The 22,883-nt window shown below is 65.0% G+C and carries 18 protein-coding genes; 12 read left to right on the top strand and 6 right to left on the bottom strand.

All coding sequences use genetic code 11. From position 1 onward, the window contains the following. Window positions 1–135 precede the first annotated feature (135 nt). The 4 genes from ACYOEI_RS28350 (at window position 136) to ACYOEI_RS28335 (ending at window position 8,202) form a co-directional block, all read left to right on the top strand. Window positions 136–1,245, top strand: a complete 1,110-nt coding sequence (locus ACYOEI_RS28350) for a 3-keto-alpha-glucoside-1,2-lyase-like domain-containing protein (RefSeq protein WP_462853021.1) — start codon at window positions 136–138, stop codon at window positions 1,243–1,245. Window positions 1,246–1,669: 424 nt separating this feature from the next. After that, window positions 1,670–5,527, top strand: a complete 3,858-nt coding sequence (locus ACYOEI_RS28345) for a PSD1 and planctomycete cytochrome C domain-containing protein (protein ID WP_462853020.1) — start codon at window positions 1,670–1,672, stop codon at window positions 5,525–5,527. A gap of 25 nt (window positions 5,528–5,552) precedes the next feature. Next, window positions 5,553–6,974: a DUF1501 domain-containing protein gene (locus ACYOEI_RS28340; RefSeq protein WP_462853019.1), complete on the top strand. Its 1,422-nt coding sequence runs from the start codon at window positions 5,553–5,555 to the stop codon at window positions 6,972–6,974. Between the two features lie 121 nt (window positions 6,975–7,095). Further along, window positions 7,096–8,202 (top strand): YncE family protein, encoded by a 1,107-nt coding sequence (locus tag ACYOEI_RS28335; protein ID WP_462853018.1) that lies wholly within the window; start codon window positions 7,096–7,098, stop codon window positions 8,200–8,202. Window positions 8,203–8,229: 27 nt separating this feature from the next. Here the strand turns inward: ACYOEI_RS28335 and ACYOEI_RS28330 are convergent, their stop codons facing one another. Then, window positions 8,230–8,883 (bottom strand): HAD family hydrolase, encoded by a 654-nt coding sequence (locus ACYOEI_RS28330; protein ID WP_462853017.1) that lies wholly within the window; start codon window positions 8,881–8,883, stop codon window positions 8,230–8,232. A gap of 194 nt (window positions 8,884–9,077) precedes the next feature. Here ACYOEI_RS28330 and ACYOEI_RS28325 point away from each other — a divergent pair, with 194 nt between their 5' ends. Next, window positions 9,078–10,091 (top strand): sugar phosphate isomerase/epimerase family protein, encoded by a 1,014-nt coding sequence (locus ACYOEI_RS28325; RefSeq protein WP_462853016.1) that lies wholly within the window; start codon window positions 9,078–9,080, stop codon window positions 10,089–10,091. A 221-nt stretch (window positions 10,092–10,312) separates the two neighbouring features. Next, window positions 10,313–10,498, top strand: a complete 186-nt coding sequence (locus ACYOEI_RS28320) for a hypothetical protein (RefSeq protein ID WP_462853015.1) — start codon at window positions 10,313–10,315, stop codon at window positions 10,496–10,498. A 188-nt stretch (window positions 10,499–10,686) separates the two neighbouring features. On the opposite strand, the gene ACYOEI_RS28315 is transcribed toward ACYOEI_RS28320, so the two are convergent. The 3 genes from ACYOEI_RS28315 to ACYOEI_RS28305 form a co-directional block, all read right to left on the bottom strand. Further along, entirely contained in the window at window positions 10,687–11,469 is a 783-nt protein-coding gene (locus tag ACYOEI_RS28315) for a sigma-70 family RNA polymerase sigma factor (protein ID WP_462853014.1), read from the bottom strand. A gap of 292 nt (window positions 11,470–11,761) precedes the next feature. Beyond that, window positions 11,762–12,859, bottom strand: a complete 1,098-nt coding sequence (locus tag ACYOEI_RS28310) for a DSD1 family PLP-dependent enzyme (RefSeq protein ID WP_462853013.1) — start codon at window positions 12,857–12,859, stop codon at window positions 11,762–11,764. Between the two features lie 238 nt (window positions 12,860–13,097). Next, window positions 13,098–14,354 carry a Gfo/Idh/MocA family protein gene (locus tag ACYOEI_RS28305; RefSeq protein WP_462853012.1) on the bottom strand — a complete coding sequence of 419 codons (1,257 nt, stop codon included), beginning with the start codon at window positions 14,352–14,354 and terminating at the stop codon, window positions 13,098–13,100. A 1,219-nt stretch (window positions 14,355–15,573) separates the two neighbouring features. Between ACYOEI_RS28305 and ACYOEI_RS28300 the strand changes: the two genes are divergently transcribed. Together ACYOEI_RS28300 and ACYOEI_RS28295 are read left to right on the top strand one after the other, a co-directional pair. Beyond that, entirely contained in the window at window positions 15,574–16,713 is a 1,140-nt protein-coding gene (locus ACYOEI_RS28300) for a DUF1559 family PulG-like putative transporter (RefSeq protein WP_462853011.1), read from the top strand. Between the two features lie 310 nt (window positions 16,714–17,023). After that, on the top strand, window positions 17,024–17,215 hold the full coding sequence (locus tag ACYOEI_RS28295) for a hypothetical protein (protein ID WP_462853010.1): 192 nt from the start codon (window positions 17,024–17,026) through the stop codon (window positions 17,213–17,215). 102 nt (window positions 17,216–17,317) lie between these two features. Here the strand turns inward: ACYOEI_RS28295 and ACYOEI_RS28290 are convergent, their stop codons facing one another. Further along, complete coding sequence (locus ACYOEI_RS28290) at window positions 17,318–18,079, bottom strand: SDR family NAD(P)-dependent oxidoreductase (RefSeq protein WP_462853009.1); 762 nt, start codon at window positions 18,077–18,079, stop codon at window positions 17,318–17,320. Continuing rightward, window positions 18,076–18,624, bottom strand: a complete 549-nt coding sequence (locus tag ACYOEI_RS28285) for a cob(I)yrinic acid a,c-diamide adenosyltransferase (RefSeq protein WP_462853008.1) — start codon at window positions 18,622–18,624, stop codon at window positions 18,076–18,078. The genes ACYOEI_RS28290 and ACYOEI_RS28285 overlap by 4 nt, the downstream gene beginning before the upstream one ends. Before the next feature lie 147 nt (window positions 18,625–18,771). Here ACYOEI_RS28285 and ACYOEI_RS28280 point away from each other — a divergent pair, with 147 nt between their 5' ends. From ACYOEI_RS28280 to ACYOEI_RS28265, 4 genes are all read left to right on the top strand, one after another. Further along, window positions 18,772–19,830 (top strand): hypothetical protein, encoded by a 1,059-nt coding sequence (locus ACYOEI_RS28280; protein ID WP_462853007.1) that lies wholly within the window; start codon window positions 18,772–18,774, stop codon window positions 19,828–19,830. Window positions 19,831–19,867: 37 nt separating this feature from the next. Further along, window positions 19,868–20,359 (top strand): DinB family protein, encoded by a 492-nt coding sequence (locus ACYOEI_RS28275; RefSeq protein WP_462853005.1) that lies wholly within the window; start codon window positions 19,868–19,870, stop codon window positions 20,357–20,359. Window positions 20,360–20,400: 41 nt separating this feature from the next. Next, entirely contained in the window at window positions 20,401–21,471 is a 1,071-nt protein-coding gene (gene cobT / locus ACYOEI_RS28270; protein ID WP_462853088.1) for a nicotinate-nucleotide--dimethylbenzimidazole phosphoribosyltransferase, read from the top strand. A 280-nt stretch (window positions 21,472–21,751) separates the two neighbouring features. After that, window positions 21,752–22,777, top strand: coding sequence for a CPBP family glutamic-type intramembrane protease (locus ACYOEI_RS28265; RefSeq protein WP_462853004.1), 1,026 nt, complete (start codon window positions 21,752–21,754; stop codon window positions 22,775–22,777). The last annotated feature ends 106 nt before the right edge of the window (window positions 22,778–22,883 follow it).

Raw genomic sequence — 22,883 nt, 5'->3', positions numbered from 1 at the left:
GCTGCGACGTGGTTGCGTTGTCGCCCGGGGAACAGTATCCAATGGCCTTATGGGCGAGACTCGACCAATGGGTCTGTCCCAAGCCCTGCCGGTTCCACGACGCCAAGGCCCATAGTCTTCAGGGGTTTCATGACGATGCGTTTGCCCTCTCCCCGAGCCAAGTCGGTTTTCGTCTTCGCGATCTTCGGAGTCCTGGCGGGCCTGGCCGTCGCGCAGGTCCAGAGCGGCCCGAACCCCCCGCGCTGGAGGCAGCACGACAACCATCGCCCGAGACCCCCTGTCGTCGAGCCTGCGGATGCTCCGATCGCGTCCAAGCCTCCCAAGGACGCGGTCATCCTCTTCGACGGCACCGACCTCGACGCCTGGAAATCCTCCCTCGGCGGCCCCGCGCGTTGGAAGGTCGCCGATGGATCTTTCGCGACGACGCCGGGGACCGGTTCGATCGAGACCAAAGGCCACTTCGGCGACATCCAACTTCACGTCGAATGGTCCGCGCCCAGCCCTCCGGTCGGCACCGGGCAGGATCGCGGCAACAGCGGCCTGTTCCTGATGGGCCAGTTCGAGATCCAGGTGCTCGACTCGTATAAGGCCCAAACCTATGCCGATGGCCAGGCCGGGTCGATCTACGGCCAGTATCCCCCACTGTTCAACGCCTCGCGCCCGCCCGGAGAGTGGCAGACCTATGACATCGCGTTCCGCCGTCCTCGCTTCGACGCGGCGGGCAAGCTCCTCGAGCCGGCGCACGTGACCCTCTTCCATAATGGGATCCTCGTGCAGAACAACGAAGAGCCCTTCGGCCCGACGACCTGGCTGAAGTCCCTGCCGTACACCGATCAAGGAGACCGAGGCCCGATCTCGCTCCAGGACCACGACCATCCCGTCCACTACCGCAACATCTGGCTCCGCGAGATTCCCGAGCGCCCCGCCCCGACCGCCAAGGATCTCGAGCGCCCGAAGGTCGTCACCCTCCCGACCGAAGTCCTCGATCGATACCCCGGCCAGTACGTCTCCGACGAGAAGCCCGACGCCCCTCCCGCGACGATCACCCGCGAAGGGGGCCACCTCGTCATCACCTACCCGTTCCGACCCCAGCCGCTCGTCCTCGAGCCGATCTCCGAGACCGAATTCGACATGCCGTTCACGGACGGACGTTTCACCTTCCACAAGGACGGCCAGGGTCACGTGACGGGCGTCCACTTCAAGATCGGGGATGGAGAGCGCGAGATGAAACGCGTTTCCAAGTGATCGGAGCCAGACAGGAAGAAATTGGCAGGCTCCCGAAGCTCGTTTTTCCTTTCGAGAACGGGTTTCGGTGGGGCTTGTCGGAGAAATCTCGAACAAGAGCCCACGTTCAGGGCTCAGTAACCCGTATGCACAGGTAAGGAATAGGTTACGGGGCAAGGATTCACCCCCGACCTACCGCTTTAGACACACCCTGGACGTTGTCGTCGTGCACGAACCGTGATGCGACGCTAGATCTTGCCGGATATGACTCTCCGAAGACATTCCTACCCCGTTCGCAGACCTACTGGTTGATTCAAAAAAGGTTGGAGAAAAACCTGCTCCAGCGGGTAATCTTCACGGGAGCGATCCCGTCGACGAGGATGGGATGGCGGTGAGATTGTTGGGTAGAGTCCTCGTCTCGAGAGGCTTTCCGCCGAGGGTCACTATGATGGGACCGCTTCGATCACCTCGAGTCGCGCTGGCCTTCCTCCTCGGCGCCCTCCTTGTGCCAGGGATTCGAGGCGAGGAGCCCGCTTCGAAGGGCGTGGCCGCGGATGCGAAAGCCCTGGCCGCGTTCGAGAACGACGTCCGGCCCTTGCTCGTCGCCCGCTGCATCAAGTGCCATGGCGCCTCCAAGCAGGAGTCGAACCTGCGCCTCGACGCCCGGGCCGCGATGATGCAAGGGGGGGACAGCGGCCCGGCGATCGTGCCGGGGAAGCCCGACGAGAGCCTGCTTGTGAAAGCGGTACGCCACGAGGGCGAGGTGCAGATGCCACCCGGCCCGAAGTTGAAGGAGGGGCAGATCGCCACCCTCTCGCGCTGGATCGCCGACGGCGCCGCCTGGCCGGAGGAAGCGACCGGGGCAAACGTCAGGCGAGGGGCGATCACCGCCGAGGACCGAAGCTTCTGGTCCTTCCGCCCGCCCACGCCGACTCTCGCCCCGACCGTCCTCGATCGCGACCGGGCCCGTTCGCCGATCGACCTCTGGATCCTCGAGACGCTCGAATCCAAGAAACTCCAACCTGCCAAGCCGGCCGACAAGCGGACCCTGATCCGTCGAGCGACATTCGACCTGACCGGTCTACCTCCCACGGTGGAGGACGTCGACCGGTTCCTCACCGACGCTTCGCCCGATGCCTTCGCCAAGGTCGTCGACCGGTTGTTGGCGTCCCCGGCCTATGGCGAGCGTTGGGGCAGATACTGGCTCGACGTCGTCCGGTATGCCGACACGGCCGGGGAAACCGCCGACTACCCCGTACGCGAGGCCATCCGATACCGCGACTACGTGATCGACGCCTTCAACCGAGACTTGCCCTACGACCAGTTCGTCCGCGAGCAGGTCGCCGGCGACATACTCGCCGAGGAGAACCCGGACGAGGATTTCGCCCGCAAGGTGTCGGCGACCGGTTTCATCGCCGTCTCTCGGCGCTTCGGGTTCGACTCCGAGAACTACCACCACCTGACGATCCAGGACTCGATCGACACCCTCGGGCAGACCTTCCTCGGGCTCACCCTGGGATGTGCACGCTGTCACGACCACAAGTTCGACCCCGTCTCGGCACGCGATTACTACGCCCTCTACGGCATCTTCGAGAGCACCCGCTATCCCTTCCCGGGCTCGGAGCAGAAGCCGGGCGTGCGGACAATGGCCCCCCTCCAGCCTCGAGGGGAGGCGCAGGCGCGTTTCCTGGCCTATCGCCGCGAACTCGCGAATGTAGAGACCGAGTTGGCGGCGTTCAAGGTCGCCCCGAGCAAGACGACGGTCCGGCCGCTCACCGACCTCGACGGCGACTTCGAGCTCCAGGCGCAATCCGCGGGCGGAAGCACAGGTGTTCCGGTCCCCCCCTGGTCGTTCGAGGGGCGTCCCGAGGCCGTGCCCGATGCCCAAAGCCCGTTCACGAACCTGACGGGACGAGTCGGGACGATCGGCATCCGCTTCCCGAGCCCCTCGTCCGAGAATCGACTCTGGCAGCAGCTCTGGCCCCAGTGGACGGCCGGGGGATCGAAGCGTCTCCACTTCAACATCGACGTGCGGTACCACGACGGGAAGCCAGGCGGGGGCGTCTATCGACTCTCTCTCGGTCACGGACTCGGTCGCGTCCCCGCCGTCGAAATCGACCTCGGCGGCGGTTCCCTGACAATCCGCGACGGCGCCTCCCGGGTCCCGATTCGGCCGTTGAAGCCGGGCGCCTGGCTCAATCTCCAGCTCACCCTCGACCTCGAGCGTCGGACCTATTCCGGCATCGTGGGATCTCCAGGTGACCTGACGACGTTCGTCGACAAAGCCTTCGCCCCGGAATGGGATGGGACGGTCGACGGCTTCCTCGTTGCAGGGCAGGGGGGGACGGCAGAAGCAGGCCCCGCGATCGACGTCGATAACGTCGCCGTCGGCGACTCGAGCTTGCCGAGCGTAGAGTCTCCTTCGAAGGTTGCGCCTGAAATGGCCCCGAAAACCGACTTCGCCGCGATCGAGGCCGAGATCCGGACGCGAGGCGACGAAGACGGGGGCCTCGAGTTCCAAAACCGCGACGAGGCGCCCGTCCTCCCCTGGGATTTCGTCGGGACGGTCCGGGCCTCGGCCGATGCACAGAGCCCTTACCGGAATCTCTTTGATGCCGGGAAACTGGGGGCACGCTTCGCCAACGACGGTGCGAACAACGGCCTCGGGGTGACCCTGTACCCAACGCGGAACGTGGCCCGCCAGGAACGTCTCTACTTCAACGCCGACTTCCGCAATGGGGACAAGGCGGCGGCGGGATCCGGATCTTACCGCTTCTACCTCGGGCACGGCCCGGGCGTCTCGGCCGCGGTCGAGCTCTTCGCCAATGACGGGTCGTTCTTCGTCCGCAACGGTGGATCGATCGAGGAGCTCCGCCCCCTCGAGTTCGGTTCCTGGTACAACGTCCAGCTCGTGCTCGACCTCAAGTCACGGACCTATTCGGGGACCATCGGCACTCCAGGCGACCTTCGGAGCTTCTCCGGCAAGGCCTTCCACCCGGCCTGGGATGGGACGATCGACTATTTCTTCGTCGACGGCTATGGCCATATCGGAGGCGTGAAGCCGAGTCATGACCTCGACAACGTTGGTGTCCGCGACGAACCGATTTCTCCCCCTTCCACCGACCCAGCACCGAAGCCTGTCGCCTCGTCCCCCAGAGCCGGTGCAGGGGAGCTTTCCAGGACTCCCCTCTCCGTGCTGGTCAAGCAACGGGCGGAGGTGACGACAGCTCGCTCTCGGCTGGAGCGCCGCCGTACGGAACTTCTCGAGCAAGGGCCATTCGCCGCGGCGGCCTACGGCGTCTCCGAAGGAACGCCGCACGACGCGAGAATCCAGAAACGTGGGGAGCCGACCAAGCCCGGCGACCTCGTCCCGAGGCGTTTCCTCGAGGTCATCGGCGGCGACTCCGTCCCGGAAATCTCGGGAGGGAGCGGTCGCCTCCAACTGGCCCAGTGGTTGACCCGGCCCGAGAACCCATTGACCGCCCGCGTGATGGTCAACCGTCTCTGGAAAGACCACTTCGGGAACGGCCTGGTGGCGACGGAAAACGACTTCGGCAAGCGAGGACGGCCCGCGACGCACCCGGGCCTCCTCGACGAGTTGGCCCTCCGGTTCATCCAGTCCGGGTGGTCGATCAAGGCGATGCATCGCCTGATCATGCTCTCAACCACTTACCAACTCTCGAGTACGGCCGACCCGCTCGGAGATGATGTCGACCCGGGCGTGGAGCTCCTCTGGCGATTCCCCCGCCGACGACTTGATGCCGAGTCCCTCCGCGACTCGCTCCTGATGCTCGGCGGGAACCTCGACCGGTCTCGAGGAGGCGTCCATCCGTTCCCCCCCGTCGGGACCGTCTTCTCGCAGCACGGGCCGTTCGGCGCCACGTATGAGCACAATCAGCGCACGGTTTACCTGATGTCGCAGCGGCTCAAGCGCCATCCGTTCCTCGCCCTCTTCGACGGCCCGGACCCGAACGCGAGCACCGCGAAGCGGTCGCCGACGACCGTGCCGACGCAGGCCCTCTTCTTCATGAACGACCCGTTCGTCCACGAGCAGTCCATGGGGTTCGCCCGACGCCTCATCGACGGAGGGTCAAACGACGACGAACGCCTCCGCCTCGCCTACCGAATGGCCATCGCTCGCGAGCCCGACGCCGAGGAGTTGGCCTCGGGTCATACCTTCCTGAACCGCTACACTCGCGCGCTCGAATCGGTCGAGCCCTCGACCGAGTCGAGGGCGATCGGCGCCTGGTCCGCGTTCGCGAGGACCGTCTTCGCGAGCAACGAGTTCCTCTACATCGACTGACCGGACGAACCGGAGGACCGCCCCGATGCGAATCCCGGACTTCAAACCGACGCGACGACAGATCCTCCAATCTGCGGCGGGAGGCTTCGGATCGATCGCGCTGAGCGGCATGCTCGCCGACCTGGCCGCTGCCGAATCGCGTCCGGGCGTCGAGGTCGCCGACCCGCTCCTGCCTCGCCCCGGGCATTTCGCCCCGAAGGCCAAGCGGGTCATCTTCCTCTACATGACCGGCGGCGTCTCGCACGTCGACTCGTTCGACCCGAAAGCCCGACTCATCGCCGACGGTGGGAAGTCGATCAAGGTCGACAACTTCCAGGGGAAGCTCGGCGAATTCACGCTCTACCTTAAAGCCCCCCAGTTCACTTTCCGGCCTGGAGGGACCTGCGGGACGGAGGTCAGCGACCTGTTCCCCCAGGTGAGGTCGATCGTCGACGACCTCTGCGTGATCCGTTCGATGTCGTCGGACCACACGAATCACTACGAAGGGACGCTCGGCATGCACACCGGGTCGTTCACGTTCGCCCGGCCGAGCATCGGCTCCTGGGTGAGCTACGGCCTCGGAACTGAGAACCAGAACCTCCCCTCGTTCGTCGCCGTCGCACCCCGGGCTCCCTATGCCGGGACGCAAACTTGGGGCTCCGACTTCCTGCCCGGCTGCCACCAGGGGACGCACATCGTCCCCGGCCCGGTCCCCATCGCCAACGTCAATCGGCGCGTCTCCTCATCGCAGCTCCAGGAGCTCGAGCTCGCCATGGTCCGCGAGGCCAATCGGCGGCATCGGGGACAACGAGAGGACGAGCCGGTGCTCGAGGCCCGAATCAAGTCGTTCGAGACCGCCTTCGGCATGCAACACGAGGCCCCCGAGCTCTTCGACCTCTCCGGAGAGTCGGACGCGACGCTGGCCCTGTACGGACTCGAGCGGGGGAGCACCGCCGGCTTCGCCTGGCAGTGCCTGATCGGTCGCCGACTCGCCGAACGCGGGGTCCGGTTCGTGGAGTTGATCGACACCGGTTCGTCGGGGAACTGGGATTCGCACGGCAACATGATGGACCACGTGCCGTTGGCCAAGAACGTCGACCGGGCGATTGCCGGACTCATCACCGACCTCAAGTCGCGCGGGATGCTCGACGACACGCTCGTCGTCTGGACCACCGAGTTCGGCCGCACACCTTATAACTCGCAACCCGGGGCCGCCGGCCGCGAACACCATCACCAGTGCTTTTCGTCCTGGCTCGCGGGGGGCGGCGTGAAGCCGGGGATCGTCCATGGGGCAACCGACGAGCTCGGGATCGCCGTGGCGGACGGGATGGTCCACGTCCACGACTTCCACGCGACCATCCTCCACCTCCTCGGCATCGACCACGAGCGTCTCACCTATCGCCACGCCGGTCGCGACTATCGACTGACCGACGTCTCGGGTAACGTCGTCAAGGAAATCCTCTCGTGATCGCTCCCGGCCGTTGCCGCAGCATGAAGGCTCGTTGAATTCGACGACGCGAGAGGATTCGACGCGTCCATGCACCGGGCGGACATAACGTCCGGTGCAGTAACTCGGCGAGGGCTCCTCCATGCGCAGACCCGCTCTCCTACTCCCTTGGGTCGTCTCGATCGCCCTGCTCGCGACCAGTCCTCCCTCGGCGACTGCCGAGGATCATCGGTACCTCTACGTCGCGGTGCCGGGGATCCGCGACTACCTCGAGTACGGCGGACACGGGCTCCTCGTCTTCGACATCGACCAGGGTCATCGCTTCGTGAAGCGGATCCGGACCGCCGGGATCGGGCCGGCGGGAAAGCCCGAGAACGTGAAAGGGATCTGCGCGATTGCGGACTCCCACCGGGTGTACATCAGCACGATCCGGACCCTCACCTGCCTTGACCTCTTGACCGAGACCGTCCTCTGGGAGAAGGCCTATGAGGGAGGGTGCGACCGGATGGCGATCTCTCCCGACGGCAAGGTGATCTATCTGCCTTCGTTCGAGCAGGCCCACTGGAACGTCGTCGACGCGACCGATGGCCGGGTCATCGCGAAGGTCGTCCCCGACTCGGGCTCGCACAACACGGTCTATGGACTCGACGGGAAGCACGCGTATCTTGCCGGACTGAAGTCGCCCCTGCTCACGGTCTCGGACACCGCGAACCACAAGGCGGCCGGGACCGTGGGCCCGTTCGCCGCCAGCATCCGCCCGTTCACGGTCAACGGCCGGCAGACGCTCTGCTTCGTCAACGTCAACGAACTCCTCGGCTTCGAGGTGGGCGACATCACAACGGGCAAGAAGTTGTTTCGGGTCGAGGTCGCCGGCTACAAGAAGGGCCCGATCAAGCGGCATGGCTGCCCGAGCCACGGGATCGGACTCACCCCCGACGAGAAAGAGCTTTGGGTCGTCGACGCCTTCAACCAGCGCGTCCACATCTTCGACGCCACGGTCATGCCCCCGAAGCCGCTCGAAAGCATCAAGCTTCGCGACGAGCCCGGTTGGGTGACGTTTACCCTCGATGGGCGCTACGCCTATCCGTCGACGGGAGAAGTGGTCGAGGTGAAGAGCCGGAAGATCGTGGCCAGGCTCTCGGACGAGGACGGAAAGCCGGTGCAGAGCGAGAAGATGGTCGAGATCGACTTCCACGACGGGCAGCCGTCCCGGACCGGCGACCAGTTCGGACTGGGGCGGGTCCGCTGAATTAGATCCCCCGAGATCGAATCGTCCTCAGGCCAGTTCCAGGGCCTTCAGCACGTCCGCGTATCGGGCCAGGCCGTCGACGTAGTGGGAATCCCCCGACCAATCGCCTCGGGGGAGCCGATGCCCGACCGCGATCGTCCCGAGCATGGCGGCCTTCGCGGCTGTCAGGCCCATGGGTGAATCCTCGATCGCGACGGCCTCGGCGGCAGAGACCCCGACTCGCTCCAGCGCGAGGAGGTAGCACTCGGGGTCGGGCTTGACCCTCACCACATCCTCCTTGCCGACGATCGCGTCGAAGGCCGACGCGAGGCCCGACGCGGCCAGGACCGCCTCGATGTTCGCGCGCCAGGTGGTCGAGACGACGGCCAGTTTGACCCGGCCCTTCAGAGCTTCGACTAGCGGGACGACGCCGGGGAAGACCCTCGGGGAGTCAGTCAGGAGGTCGATGGTCAGCGCCTGCTTGCGGCCGACCCACCCGTCGATGTCCCCACCCTCGATCTTATGTTTATCGAAGATCTCTTTGAGAAAGACCCGATCGTCGATCTCGACGGCGCGGGCGCAGACCTCGTCGCTCGCCCCCCAGCCCATCGCGGCGAGGGTCCGCTGCCAGCTCGCGACGTGGATGTTTTCGGTGTCGGCGATCACGCCGTCGAAGTCGAAGAAGACAGCGAGAGGAGGCATTTTGGGCGGCGAGCTCGTCGAGCAGGAGGCGTCGGAAGTCGGTCACGAGAGTGTCTATTATCCCTCCGTCGGCGCGGGCCGTCAAATCGTTGACTTTCCCGGGCGCGAGCCCTATGGTTGCGTCTTTCCCCGAACGATCCCGACGTTGGGTCCGCTTCGGGGCGACCGTCGCAACAACCCGGGAGTACGCAACCATGGCTCGCCCCGTCACCTTGTTCACAGGCCAGTGGGCCGACTTGCCCATCGAAGTCATCTGCCAGAAGGCGAGCCAGTGGGGGTATGACGGCATCGAGCTGCCGTGCTGGGGCGACCACTTCAACGTCCAGAAGGCGCTTCACGACGACGGGTACTGCCAGGGGCGTCACGACCTCCTCGCCAAATACGGGCTGAAGTGCTGGGCGATCTCCAACCACCTCGTCGGCCAGCTCGTGCTGGACATCCTCGACGCGAGGACCGACGACTGGGTCCCGGAGAACGTTCGCGGCAACTCCGACAAGAAGCGCGAGTGGGCGATCCAGGAGATGAAGGACACCGCCCGGGCCGCCAAGAAGATGGGGGTGAAGGTCGTCAACGGCTTCACCGGCTCGTCGATCTGGCATCTGCTCTATTCCTTCCCGCCGGTCCCCGACTCGACGATCTCCGACGGGTTCAAGCTCCTCGCCGAGCGCTGGAACCCGATCCTCGACGTCTTCCGCGAGTGCGGGATTAAGTTCGGGCTCGAGGTCCATCCGACCGAGATCGCCTTCGACGTCTACTCGGCGGAGGCCGCGCTGAAGGCGCTCGACTTCCGGCCGGAATTCGGATTCAACTTCGACCCGAGCCATCTCCTCTGGCAGATGGTCGACCCGGTCGCGTTCCTCCGCGCCTTCCCGGACCGCATCTATCACGTTCACGTGAAGGACGCCGCGCGGACCCTGGACGGGAAGACGGGGATCCTCGGCTCCCACCTGAACTTCGGCGACCCCCGACGCGGCTGGGACTTCCGCTCGCCGGGGCGTGGACAGGTCGACTTCGAGTCGATCGCCCGGGTCCTGAACCAGATCGGCTACGACGGCCCGCTCTCCGTCGAGTGGGAAGATCCCGGCATGGACCGCGAGCACGGCGCCGCCGAGGCCGCCCGGTTCGTCAAGGAGAAGATCGACTTCCCCTCGTCCGGCCGAGGATTCGACTCGGCATTCGCCGAGGCCCAATCCGCCGCCAAGCGCTGAGCGATCCCCGTGATCGCGCCGAACGCCAAGCCTCTCGGTCCCCGGCTCAACGCTCCCCAACTCTTGACGAAGCCCCCTCATGCCCGGCACATTAGAGCATCAGGGCGGTTTCAACCCATCGGACGCGCCCGTCTCCCGAATGGAGGACGGGCGTCCGTCTTTCCCTCCTCCACGAATCGAGACCACGCCCCAACCAACCCGCGAAGGGAGCAAGATCCACGATGAGCGGCCCCATCGTCCGCAAATACGGCTTCCCGAACTTCGACAGCATCTTCGGCAAGCGCGAGCTCGAACACGGCCAACAGGAAGGCAAGAACTCCGACAACAAGTCGTCGGATGACACCCCAGAGTCGGGAAAGGCCGGGGAATCCAAGGCCGACCCGAAGGTTAAGAAGTCTGACGCCTGAGCTTTGACAAGTCCCGCGAACCTTCGAGCCGCGTCTTCCTCGGATACAAGCCCGGATCGCAACCGAGTAAAGATCTCTCGATTTCTTGCGAAAGGATTCGCTCGCTTGCGATTCGGGCTCGTAACACGTCATTCTCGAGGAATGGGGTTGGGTCCGAGCCGCTCGATCCGCAGGCTTCGTCCCCGACCTCAGTTCTCGAGATCGTCCGAGAGCGCCTCGCGCAGCTTCTGGATGACGCGAGTCTTCTCGTTGCTCACCGTCTTGGGGGCGACGCCCCACTGCTGGGCGATTTCGGCGGGCGTCTCGCCCTTGAGGGTGGCATAGATCAGCGCCGCCTCTCGGGGGTTGAGCGACTGGTCGATCACTTCCTGCAATGCCCCTCGCCAATCCGTCCTCGTCTCGTCGTCGGGGGCGGTGGCGGTCGACGTCACGGAGTCGAGCGACACGTACGACCGCTCGCGCTGGGCACGCTTCTTGACCGTGTCGACGGCCCGGAAGAAATCGGGACCTTCGGACGTCTCCCGGCTCAGGACGTCTCGGATGCCGACGTTGCCGATCTTCTCCATGAGCGAGTCGAACGGGTCGCGCCCGAGGGTCTTCAGGAGCGAGACGTACACGGCCTGCGAGCAATCGTCGTGCATCTGGACCGGGATCCCCGCCCGATACCAGCTCCGGCTCAGATACCGGTTCATCTGCGAGAAACCGGAGGCGATCGCCTTGGGATCGGTCGCGACCGGGGCCGTGCCGAAAAGGTCCGCGACCGCGGTCTGATCGAGCGCCAAATCCCAGGCCGGACCCGGGTCCGAGACGGTATTGACCTCGATCGGGCCGATGCCCGTGTACACGTCGCGCTCGACCGCCAGGTCGGGGAATACCTGCGTGCCGATGCTCAGCAGCCGGAGCGCTTCGAGCGCCTCGACCGTCGGGCGATACGATCTCCGCGATTTGGCTTCCCTTTGACCCACGGCCACCCCAGCTCCTCCCCTTACCCAAATCCCCAGTAACGACTCGGCTTCGCTTCGCGAACCACTGTCCCGGCCAAGCTTGTCAAACTTTCGACCGACCGGCAGCCATCAACGTCCGTTCACACCCTTGGATGCTCGGGCCAGGTTCTCGTTGAAGCATAGGACGTGATCCGCGGATCGAGACCCGTGGTCGTGGCCACAACCTAATCCAATCTCCAACTTCCATCGAGATCAAATCCCGTGGCCCACCCCAACGATAACACGCATGCAATCATTCGTCGAGATCCTATCGGTGGCATCATTGCAGCTTGCCACGTCCCAGGAGATCCCAGGACGCTTCGATCCGGCCTTGCCGATGGCCCAGGACGCGGTCGTGGAGGACGAAGGTAAAGTCGCTATAACCCGGTACCACAAAAACCTTTTCACCGATTTTCAAGGAGGCCTCCGGCCCGACCTCGACGGTAGTATGCTCGGCGGAGAGGCCCAACACTCGACAACCTGGATGATCCTTGACAACTGGGGTGTTTTTATACTCGCTGATCGATTTGTGCCCGATGTCGAGGATGGCGCGATCGGGGGCGGGTCGGCCGATCACGGTGGCGAACACCGAGAGGGCCGAGCGATGCCCCTCAACTTGACAATTCTTCAGGTAGTACTGACATGCAAAAATCCCGCCACCCGCTTGAAGCTCGGTGAGGCCGGGGATGTCGGCGGAGATTTGATAGGATCCGGTGCCGCCCGCGGAGACGATCGGGCAGGGGAGTCCGGCCTCCTCGACCTGTTCCTTGGCCTCGAGGAGTCGGCCGATCGCTTGCGCGATGGCGGCGCGTTTCTCCTCGGGGTCGGCGATCATCAGGGTGTGCCCCTCGTAGCCCATCACGCCCGCGAATCGGAGGCCCGCCGTGTCGGCGATCCGCCTGGCGAGTTCGACGGCCTCTCGGGCCGAGGCGACGCCGCAACGCTTCATGCCGAGGTCGACGTCGACGAGGACGCCGATCTGGACCCCCGCGGTCCGGGCCGCGGCCCCCAGGGGGCCGAGATGGTCGGGGTGGTCGGCCGTCACCTTGACGTCGGCATGTCGCTGGAGGCCGGCGAGCCTGGCGGCCTTGCTGGGGCCGACGACGAGGTGCGCGATCAGGATGTCGTCGATCCCTCCGGCGACCATGACCTCCGCCTCGGAGACCTTGGCGACGGTCACGCCGATCGCCCCCGCCTTCTTCAGGCGATGGGCGATCGCCGGAGATTTGAACGCCTTGGCGTGGGGCCGCCAGTTGAGCTTGCGCGAGCGCAGGTGGCCGGCCATCGTCTCGACGTTGTGGTCGAACGCATCGAGGTCGAGGAGGAGCGCCGGGGTGTCGATATCCGAAACAGGAAGTCCGATCGCGCTGAGCAGCATCCGGCGACCCTCGGGGGTAGGTTGCGATCGGCCCGGGACGTCCCCCCGCGTCTCCCGCGAGGAAGCCCGGTCGATCTGAATCCGTAGTTCGTACGATACGTGAATTCGGTTCGAATTGACCGGCGTAAAACTCGAGCCGGGGGCCGTTCCACGTCGAACGGCCCGACTTCACGGGGTCGGCACTCGCCGCCGTCCCGATCGATCCCCTATTCTCATCATCAAATCAACGAGAGTCAACTCAGACCTGGGATGGCATCTCAAATCGCCGACTATATTCCCGATTCAAGAGGGCGTTGGCCTCGGGATCGCCGGGGAACGTCTCGCTCTTCGCGTCGAACGTCAAGGTCCGCTTGAGCCGATGGGCGATATTACCCAGGTGGCAAAGTCGCGTGCTCACGTGCCCGATTTCGACGTCGGCGTTGGGACGATTCCGAGTCCGGATCGAGTTGAGAAAGTCGTCGATGTGGTCGGCGAACTGGCCACGGACCGGCCCGCCCGCCTTTTCGCCATCCTCGACATGCCACCCCTTCTCATCGACGATCAACGTCCCCTTATCTCCATAGAAGGCGATACCGAAGCTGGCCCCCTCGGTCCCGTGCTTGGACCACATCCGATGCTCCCAGACCAGGCAGGCGCCGGGGAACTCCCAGGTCACCACCTGGGTGTCGGGGACCTCCTGATCGTCGTCGAAGACGAATTTACCTCCGCCGGACGAGACGGTAAGCGGGGCGTCGACGCCGAGTCCCCATCGGGCGACGTCGACGCCGTGGATCCCGTTATTGCCGATCTCGCCGGTCCCCCAGTTCCAGAACCAGTGCCAGTTATAGTGGAAGCGATTCGCCGTGAACGGCCGGTCGAGGGCGGGGCCTTGCCACATCTCGTAGTCGACCCCGTCCGGGACGGGGCCGGGCGTCCCGCGGCCGATCGGTTGCCGGACTTGGTGAATCCAGGCCCTCGACATCCCCACCTTGCCAAGTGCGCCCGATCGCACATACTCGACCGCGTCCTTGATGTGACCCATACTCCGGCGCTGGGTGCCGATCTGGACGACGCGGCCGTATTTCCGGGCCGCCTCGACCATCCGCCGCCCCTCCACCACGTTGTGGCTGGCGGGCTTCTCGCAGTAGACGTCCTTGCCGGCCTGGCACCCCAGGACGGTTAAGAGCGCATGCCAATGGTCCGGGGTCGCGATGGCAATCGCGTCGATCGACTTGTCGTCGAGCAATCGGCGGAAATCCTTCTCGACCTTCGGGGCCTTGCCGCCGGATGACTCGACCGCCTTCGCCGCCTTCGCGAACGCGGCGTCGTCGATGTCGCAGAGCGCCACGACCTCGGCGTCCTTGCTCGAGGCGAAGGCCTGCGCAAGGTCGGCCCCGCGCCCGCGGACCCCGATGACCGCCAGGCGGACGCGGTCGCTGGGCGATGCCAAGGCCCGCCCGCCGGCAAGAGCCAACGCCCCGGCCGCGGCGAAGAACGTCCTGCGAGTCTCGGTCATCGACGAACCTCCGATGAGGGGGCTACGGTGAATATCCCGGGCCGTCCGCCCGGAGACCCTGTCCGCAATCGAAAGGGATTCGACCTTATCCCGGATCCGCCATCCAACCGACGCCTTCCCTTTCGTCGCGCGGACCTCGGCCAGTGCCCAGCCGGGCTCGTACCGGATCGGTTATAGCCGTCCCAAGGGTGCGTTACCAGGGTCTCGTGGCTGCCCCTGTTCCGGGTCTCACCCAGGACAATCGGGGGTAGAACTCGAGATACTCGCGGTCGCACGTGTCGACTTCCCTCCCCCTCTTACACAGCTCCACCCCCGCCGAGGCCCTCGCCTTCGACATCGCCGGGAATGGTCGCGGTTCCTGCGGACGGAAAAGACCCGATAAACAGAAAAGCATCTCGATACGATCAATCCAAAGGGCCTCGATACCTAATAAATTAAACCTACAGATGTCGCGGCTGGGTTTTGTTTTAGGGCGACGGGGCGGGGACCGGATTGCGAAGACTTCGCGAGGATTTTCACCTTGACTCCGTGAAAACTTTGCTATAATTAGGATTGTTGTTGTCAGCAGATCAGTCCGTAGACTAATAAGGGTTTTGCTCAATCGATTCAGTGTCACGCATGTTTTGATTGACATTCATTCGCCGACGAATGTGTCCCTTGTCCTCCCCGGGCGAAGGCACGAAGTTCGGCCCCCAGACCGAGCCGTCGACGGTGCCCTCTCCACCACGCCGTCCGACGGGCTTCCTGCCCGTTGAAGTCGAAACTCCCTTGGGAGCTTCCGGCTTCGACCCCGGCGCGCGGAGGCCCTATCGAGCCCCGCCGTCGACGGCAACCGTGCAGACGTCTCCCGTCGGTGCAAGCTCCAAAGGGGCGGCGCCACGAATTCGATGAGTGATCATATCATTCATTGAATTTTTGAACAGATTTTCTTCGACCTGTGGCGGGCCGATGCGGTTCTCCTTGCGCCTTGACGACGGCTTGCCACCCTTCGTTTTGGCCTGGGCGAGTGGATGGTCGTTCGAATTCGAGTTCGAGACGAGCAGCCCGTTGGGCTGACGACGGCCGTCGATTCGAGGTTAGTCGCGCCAAGTAAGGCGGTGACGGCCGGGCCGCACGGGCCCGAGGGCTTCGCGCCGGTCGTCTCCTTACAGATCTCCTCCCCGACGTCCCACGGAGCGGTGGGTCTCTCATTTACGTTGTCCTTTCGAGGCTTCTCCCGATGAATTGGCTTCCCGAGACGCAGTGTAAGCGACCCCGACGCGGATTTACGCTCATCGAGCTGCTGGTCGTCATCGCGATCATCGCCGTCCTGATCGCCCTGCTGCTCCCCGCGGTGCAGGCGGCCCGCGAAGCCGCTCGCCGGATCCAGTGCACTAATAATCTGAAGCAGCTCGCCCTGGCCGTGATGAATTATGAGAGCTCCAACGGCGTCTTCCCGCCGCACTCCACCAACTGGGTGGCCAAGTCGGACACCCAGCTCCCTTATAGCTGGATCCCGCCGCTGCTCCAGTACACCGAGGCCCAGCCTTTCTACAACGCGACCAACTTCAATATGGACGCGATGGGGACGGGGAATGGGCTGGCCAACACCACGGTCTCCTCGGCCAACCTTTCGCTCCTGATGTGCCCCTCGGAGAACAACTGGCAGCCGCTCAGGCTCATCAGCGGAACCTTGTACTACGGCATGACGAACTACATGGGCAACTACGGCGGCCCCGGCGTCATCCAGATCGCGAGCGGGACGATCGTCCCGACGAACAACAAGGCGATGTGCCCCGCGACCAACTGCTATTATTCGGGAGCCTCCTACGGCCCGGTGACGATCGCGTCGATCACCGACGGGACCTCGAACACCGGCCTGATCAGCGAGCGTCTGATCGGCGTCAATACCTCGAGCTTCACGCGGAGCAGCCCGAACGCCAGGCGCGGGACGTTCCGATCGCCGGGCGGTGCCGTCGCGGCCGGCTCGGGCCTCACGGGTGCCTTGAGCTTCTACTCGGCCTGCCGGGCCATCCCCGGGACCCAGGGGACCCGGTACGGCGGCGGCCCCGGCCAGATGTGGATCGCGACGTTCCCGGTGTGGCTCGTCCTCACCTCGTACAACCACTTCGGCACTCCGAACCAGATGAACTGCACCAACCCCGGCGAGCCCGCGGGGATCGATAGCAACTCGGTCTGGGCCGGATATTACGTCGCCCCCCTCGGCAGCGCCCCTCCCAACAGCAACCACCCCGGCGGCATTAACGAGGCCTATGCCGACGGCTCGGTTAAGTTCATCAAGGACACGGTCAATCCGCAGGCTTGGTGGGCCCTCGGGTCCCGGAATGGTTCCGAAGTCGTGAGCGCGGACTCGTACTGAGACGCCTCCTCGCGAAAAGGTGTCGCGTGGATCGAATGCGGCCCCCGCAGGTGTGGGGCCGCGTTCGCCTCTCTCAACTGGAGAATTCAAAAGGGCGTTGGCATCGGAAGGTAGGATGTCCGATGCCCAACGAATCCTTGATGAGCCCGACCCGCGAGCGTCCCTCGCCCCACGGTCGGGCGTTTTCGTTTCCGCCCGATCGATCGCGGCGTCACGCTCGCGTTTGAAGATCCCGTCCAGCCCCGGACGTAGGGTCCGACCGCCGTCCCCGCTCTCCGATCAGCCACCCGGTTTCAATGAGGGAACGTGCATGAAGCGTCTCGTCCGTTATTGCGCCATTTTCTTGCTGATGGCAAGCTACCTCGGTTGCAGCCAGGACTACCCGGCACCGCCCACCGCCGATGACCCGAAGGCCAACATGCCGGAGGAAGTCCGACAGGCCGAGGAGAAATTCGAGGCCCAGGCCAAGAAGAGGGCGGAGAAAGCCAATAAGAAGCATTGACCGATGCCGGCCCGTTCGCGGAACAGGGACCACGACCTCGCGACGAAGCCAGGTCGGTCGGCAATGCCTCGAATGGCTCTCTCCTCGAATCGGGGCTCGGATTCAGTCCGTCCCCAGGAAACGCCCGCCATCGACGCGATAGCAAGCCCCCGTGCTGAACGTTGTGCCGTCGAGGAGGTAGAGGATCAGCCGGTTGAGATCGCCGGGCGTGCCGACCCGCTTTAGGGGCGTGGCGGCCACGACCTCGTCGCGCTCGGCTTCCGAAAGGTCGGGGGGCGGGTCGATCATCGCGGGCTGGACCATGGTCACCAGGACGTCGGGGGCCAATTCCTTGGCCAGGGCGAGCGTCATCGTGGTGAGTCCCCCCTTGGCGACGAGGTAGGGGAGATAGTCCTTGTAGGGTCGATCGGTCGCCCAGTCCCCCACGTTGACGATCCGTCCCTTGATCCCGTCGTCCCCCACCCCCGCGTCGCGGCCGAGCATCGCGCGAGCGGCGGCGATGGCCGTGTGATAGGGGGCGACGAGGTTGGCGGCGAGCATGGCGTCCAGGTCTTCGGGCTGGAGCGTGGCGAACGGGGTCCGTCGGTAGACGCTCGCCATGTTGACGAGCGCATCGACCCGGCCGAATCGCTCGACGACCCGCGCGACGGCCTGCGCGGCCTCCTCGGGCATCGAGAGGTCCGCCTCGATCGCCAGTCCTGGGGCCCCCCGTGATTCGACCTCGGCGATCGTCCGGTTGATCGACTCCCGGCTCGTACGATACGTCATCGCGACCGCGGCCCCCGCTTCGGCGAGGCGCCGGGCGAGGTCGGATCCGACGCGACGCCCCCCCGTGATCAGGACGACTCGGCCCTTGAGGCTCATAGTCCACCCCAGGGGATGTCGGCGACGCCGGCCCGATGGTTCGCCGCGCGTGCCAGCACGAAGAGCAGGTCGCTGAGCCGGTTCAAGTAGACGACGAGGGTCAGGGGGACATCCTCGTCGGGCTGCCGGGCCAGCTTGACGACCCAACGCTCGGCGCGTCGGCAGACGGTCCGGGCCAGGTGGAGCTGCGCCGCGCCCGGCGAGCCGCCGGGGAGGATGAACTGGTGAAGGGGGGGGAGCTCGGATTCGAGCGTATCGATCCAGCCTTCCAGGCAAGCCGCATGCTCGGCCGTGACGGCCCCGTGATAGGGGCCGGTCGGCGAAGGATCCGCCAACGCCGATCCCAGGACGAAGAGTTGATCCTGGAGTTGGGCGAGCATGAGGTCGGACTCCCGATCGATCCCCTGACTTCGGGCGATCCCGAGGACCGCGTTGAGCTCGTCGACCGTGCCGTAGGCCTCGATCCTCGGGTCGTCCTTGGCGACGCGTCCCCGGCCGAGCAGCCCGGTCGACCCGTCGTCGCCGGTTTTCGTGTAGATCTTCAAGGCCTCGTCTCCCCGCCCCCAACCGCTCGGTCACCATTGGCGACCCCTTGTGCCCGGCCTTATACTAGGCACGCCAGCCCGTGCGGGAAAGGTCGTCTCTTCCTGGGCACTCACCGGGTCACGAACCTCAAGACGGAGCTCCTCCCCATGCTCAGCCTCCTGACGTTGACCGCCGTGCTGGTCGCCCAGCCTCCCTCGGCCGCCTCCGCGGCGGCCGGCCAAGAAGCTGCCGTCCAGGAGGCCAAGCACCTCAAGAACATCCGCCAGGTGACGTTCGGCTTCGCAAAGGCAGGCGAAGGCTACTTCCGGCCCGACGGCAAGGCGATCATCTTCCAGGCCGTCAGCAACCCGCCGCCGACGATCTTCCTGACCCCTGCTCCGAACCGGGACGACTACCAGATCTTCACCGCCGACCTGGCCAAAGACGCCCATCCGATCATGGTCAGCACGGGCAAAGGTCAGTGCACCTGCGCGTTCTACCACCCCGATGGGAAGTCGATCCTCTTCGCGTCGACGCATCTCGATCCCAAGAAGCCCGAAGGGCCCCGGGCTCCGGCCTATAGCCGGACCGAGCGGTACAAGTGGGAATTCCCCGAGACGATGGACATCTTCCGCGCGAACCTCGACGGATCGGACCTCGTCCGACTGACCGACGCAACGGGATACGACGCCGAGGGGAGTTATTCGCCGGACGGCTCCAAGATCGTCTTTACATCATTCCGCGACGGTGACGGCGAAATCTACGTGATGGACGCCGACGGCAAAAATCCGAAGCGGATCACAAACGCGAAGGGGTACGACGGCGGGCCGTTCTTCTCGCCGGACGGCAAGCGGATCATTTACCGGAGCGACCGGAAGAATAACGACCTGCTCCAGATCTACATCAACAACACGGAAGGGACCGCCGAGCGGGCCCTCACGGACAACTCGTTCGTCAACTGGGGCCCGTCGTTCCACCCCGACAGCCGGCACATCCTCTACGCGACGAGCCGGCACGGCCATCAGAACTACGAGCTCTACCTGATGGACGTCGACTCGGGGAGCGAAGAACGGATCACGTTCCAGGAAGGATTCGACGGCCTCCCGGTCTTCAGCCCCGACGGCAAGCGCGTCCTCTGGACGTCGAGCGGCCGGACGTCCGATAAGAAGTCTCAATTGTTCATCGCCGACTTTGTCATCAAAGGCGACGCAAGCGCCTCGCGCTGATCGCCGGCCCATCCTCCTCCCGGGAAGCACGACCTTTATGACTGCGAAAGACGTCATTCGTCAGACCTATGCCATGGCCGATCGCTTCGTCTCCTTGTATGTCGGCGATCTGGATGACGCCGAGATCCGGATGACCCCCGTCGAGGGGATGAACTCGATCGCCTGGCAGCTCGGCCACCTGATCTTGTCCGAGAGCCGGATGCTCGACAGGCTCGTGCCGGGCTCGAGCCCCAAGCTTCCCGAAGGGTTCGACGTTCAGCACGGTCGGGAGGACATGTCGGCGATCGACCCCAAGGGCTTCTTGACCAAGGCCGATTATCTCGAGCTGGCCAAGGCGCAACGCGAGGCGACGAAGGCGCTGCTCGATCAGGTGAGCGAAGAAGAGCTGGACGCGCCGGGCCCCGAGGCCTCGCGCAAGACGTGCCCGACGGTCGGTTCGCTGTACCAGTTGATGGGCACGCACGTCCTGTTGCACGTCGGCCAGTTCGTGGCGGTACGCCGCGCGCTCAAGAAGCCGGTGGCGCTTTGAGCGGCCCCTCGGGACCGCAACGAGACGTCCCGGAGGCGCTAATACGTGCCATCCGGGACGTCGCCCCTCCCGACCCGTCCTGGGCATCGAAGGCGGCCGACCGGCAGGCACGTTTGACGATGCCGTCGGGAAGCCTGGGACGCCTCCTCGACCTAGGACGGCAGCTCGCCTCGATCCAGGGGACCGATCGCCCCTCGGGCGACCCGGCTCTTGTCGCCGTCTTCGCCGCGGATCACGGAATCGCGGCCAGGGGGGTGAGCGCCTATCCCGCGGAAGTCACCGGCCAGATGGTCGCGAACTACGTTGCAGGAGGCGCGGCCGTGAATGTCCTGGCGCGGAGGGCGGGTGCGGAAGTCTGCGTCGTCGACCTCGGCGTCGCGTCGCTCCCCCCGAGTCTGGTCGACCTCGATCATCTCGTCTCCCGACCGATCGGCCCCGGGACCCGCGACTTCTCCGTCGGCCCCGCGATGTCCCGAGACGAGGCGTTCCGCGCGGTCGGTGTCGGCCTCGAGATGGCGGAGGCCTGGATCCGGCCCGAGGCCGTCCGCGTCGTGGCGTTGGGCGAGATGGGGATCGGCAACACGACGACCGCCTCCGCACTCCTCTCGGCCTTGACCCGGACGCCGGCCGAGCTCGTCACCGGCCGAGGGACCGGCGTCGACGACTCGGCTTACCTCGAGAAGTGCCGACTGATCGACGCCTCGGTCGCGAAACACATGCAGGGCTCCGAGGATCTGTGGGATTGGCTCGCAAGGCTCGGGGGCTTCGAGATCCTCGGCCTGGCCGGCCTCGCCATCGGCGCCTGTCGGCGTCGGGCGATGGTCGTCCTCGACGGCCTAATTAGCAGCGTCGCCGGCCTGATCGCCGCGAGACTCTGCCCGAACGTCCGTGGCTTTCTCGTCGCCGCCCACCTCGGCCCCGAGCCCGGCCATCGGGTCGTCCTCGAGGAATTGGAGCTGGCCCCGCTCCTCCAACTCGGGCTCCGGCTGGGAGAAGGGACGGGAGCGACCCTGGCCTTGCCCCTGATCGCCGCCTCCGGCGATATCCTCCGCGACATGGCCACGTTCGAATCGGCCGGCGTCTCGGAGAAAACTTCTCTTCCCTTCGACTGAGTCGGATTTCGCGCGGATTCGCGGCACGACCCGCCGGGCTCCACCAAGCAAGACCCAAGATACACCGCGGAGAATCCAGAGAGCGTCCCTCCCTCGCCGCCCTCCAGCTTCAGCCAACATTTCCTTAAGATGCGAGGAAGCCGAACTGTTCAACAGGGGACGTAGATTGGCACCGATCTCGAATGCGAATCAAATATTCAGTTCTTGAGTGATCCGTGTTTCCTCCTTGGTTAAAAAGTTTTGATTTGATATTGACTCGAATCACCAAACGGAAACGTCGATGGACATCTTAACCTCGGAATTCTCGGGCGAATTCGCTTTCGATTCCAAGAAAACGCCGTTTGCCTTCGCCGACGTCCCTTGGCGATGGAGCGACATCCTGCTCGGGTTCATCCCGCTGATCCTGCTGCGCGTGATCTCGGTGGTGCTCAAGGCCGAGTGGGTCGCCTGGATCCCTTCATGGATCTGGATCCCCATGACGGCCTTGAACATGATCTGGCTGTTCTCGTTCCCGCTCGTCATGGCTTCTTGGCGCCTGGGGACATCCCCTCGATTCTCGGAGCGTCCCGGGATCCTCAGGATCGGACTCGAGGGCCTGATCGCGCTGGGCTCGATCCCGGTGATGTGGATGCTGCTCCTCGGCTGCCTCATGGTCATCATTATGGTGAACGGCAAGCCGCCGACCCCCGAGCTTCCGCTCGCCCCGATCGCCGGCTCGCCCAACCCCTGGGACAGGATCGCCCTGGTCCTGCTGGCGGTCTGTGCCGCGCCGATTGCGGAGGAAAGTTTCTTCCGGGGCATGCTCTTCAACAAGCTCCGCCGACACATGAGTCCCTTCTTCGCCGTCCCGTTGCAAGACATCATCTTCGGCCTCGTTCATCCGTTCGGGCCGCTGCAGATCTCGCTCATCTCGGTGATCGGCATGGTCCTCGGCGCCGTTTATCTCTGGAGGAAGACAATTGTCACCTCCATGCTCATGCACGCGCTTCAGAACAGCGCGGCGTTGGTGTTGATGATGTTGCTCCTGACCTGGATGTCGAACAGTCCCCGAATCGGTGTCGGGGGAGTGGCCGTCCACGAGGGTCACCTCGTTCAAGAGATCGTCCCCGACGGACCGGCGGCCAAGGCGGGACTTCGTGCCGGCGACATCATCACGACGCTCGACGGGAATCCCGTCAGCGACACCGGCAGCCTCCTGCAATTCCTGCTCATCCACAAGGCGGGAGACCGCGTCTCCGTGGACTACCTCCGGGCGGGCGTCAAGGAACAACTCGAGGTGATCCTCGAGAATCGCGAGCAGGAATAGACGGGACTGAACCCCGTGAAATCGTAGGCAGGGTGCGCAACCGGTGCTGCATGGCAGCAACCACGCCGCAGCGTGTGCGATCGCGCCCGGCGAATCCTGCGACCCG

It is taken from the genome of Singulisphaera rosea (genome assembly GCF_054877945.1).
The sequence above is the reverse complement of the archived record's forward strand: the minus strand, read 5'-3'. Positions and strand labels throughout refer to the sequence as shown.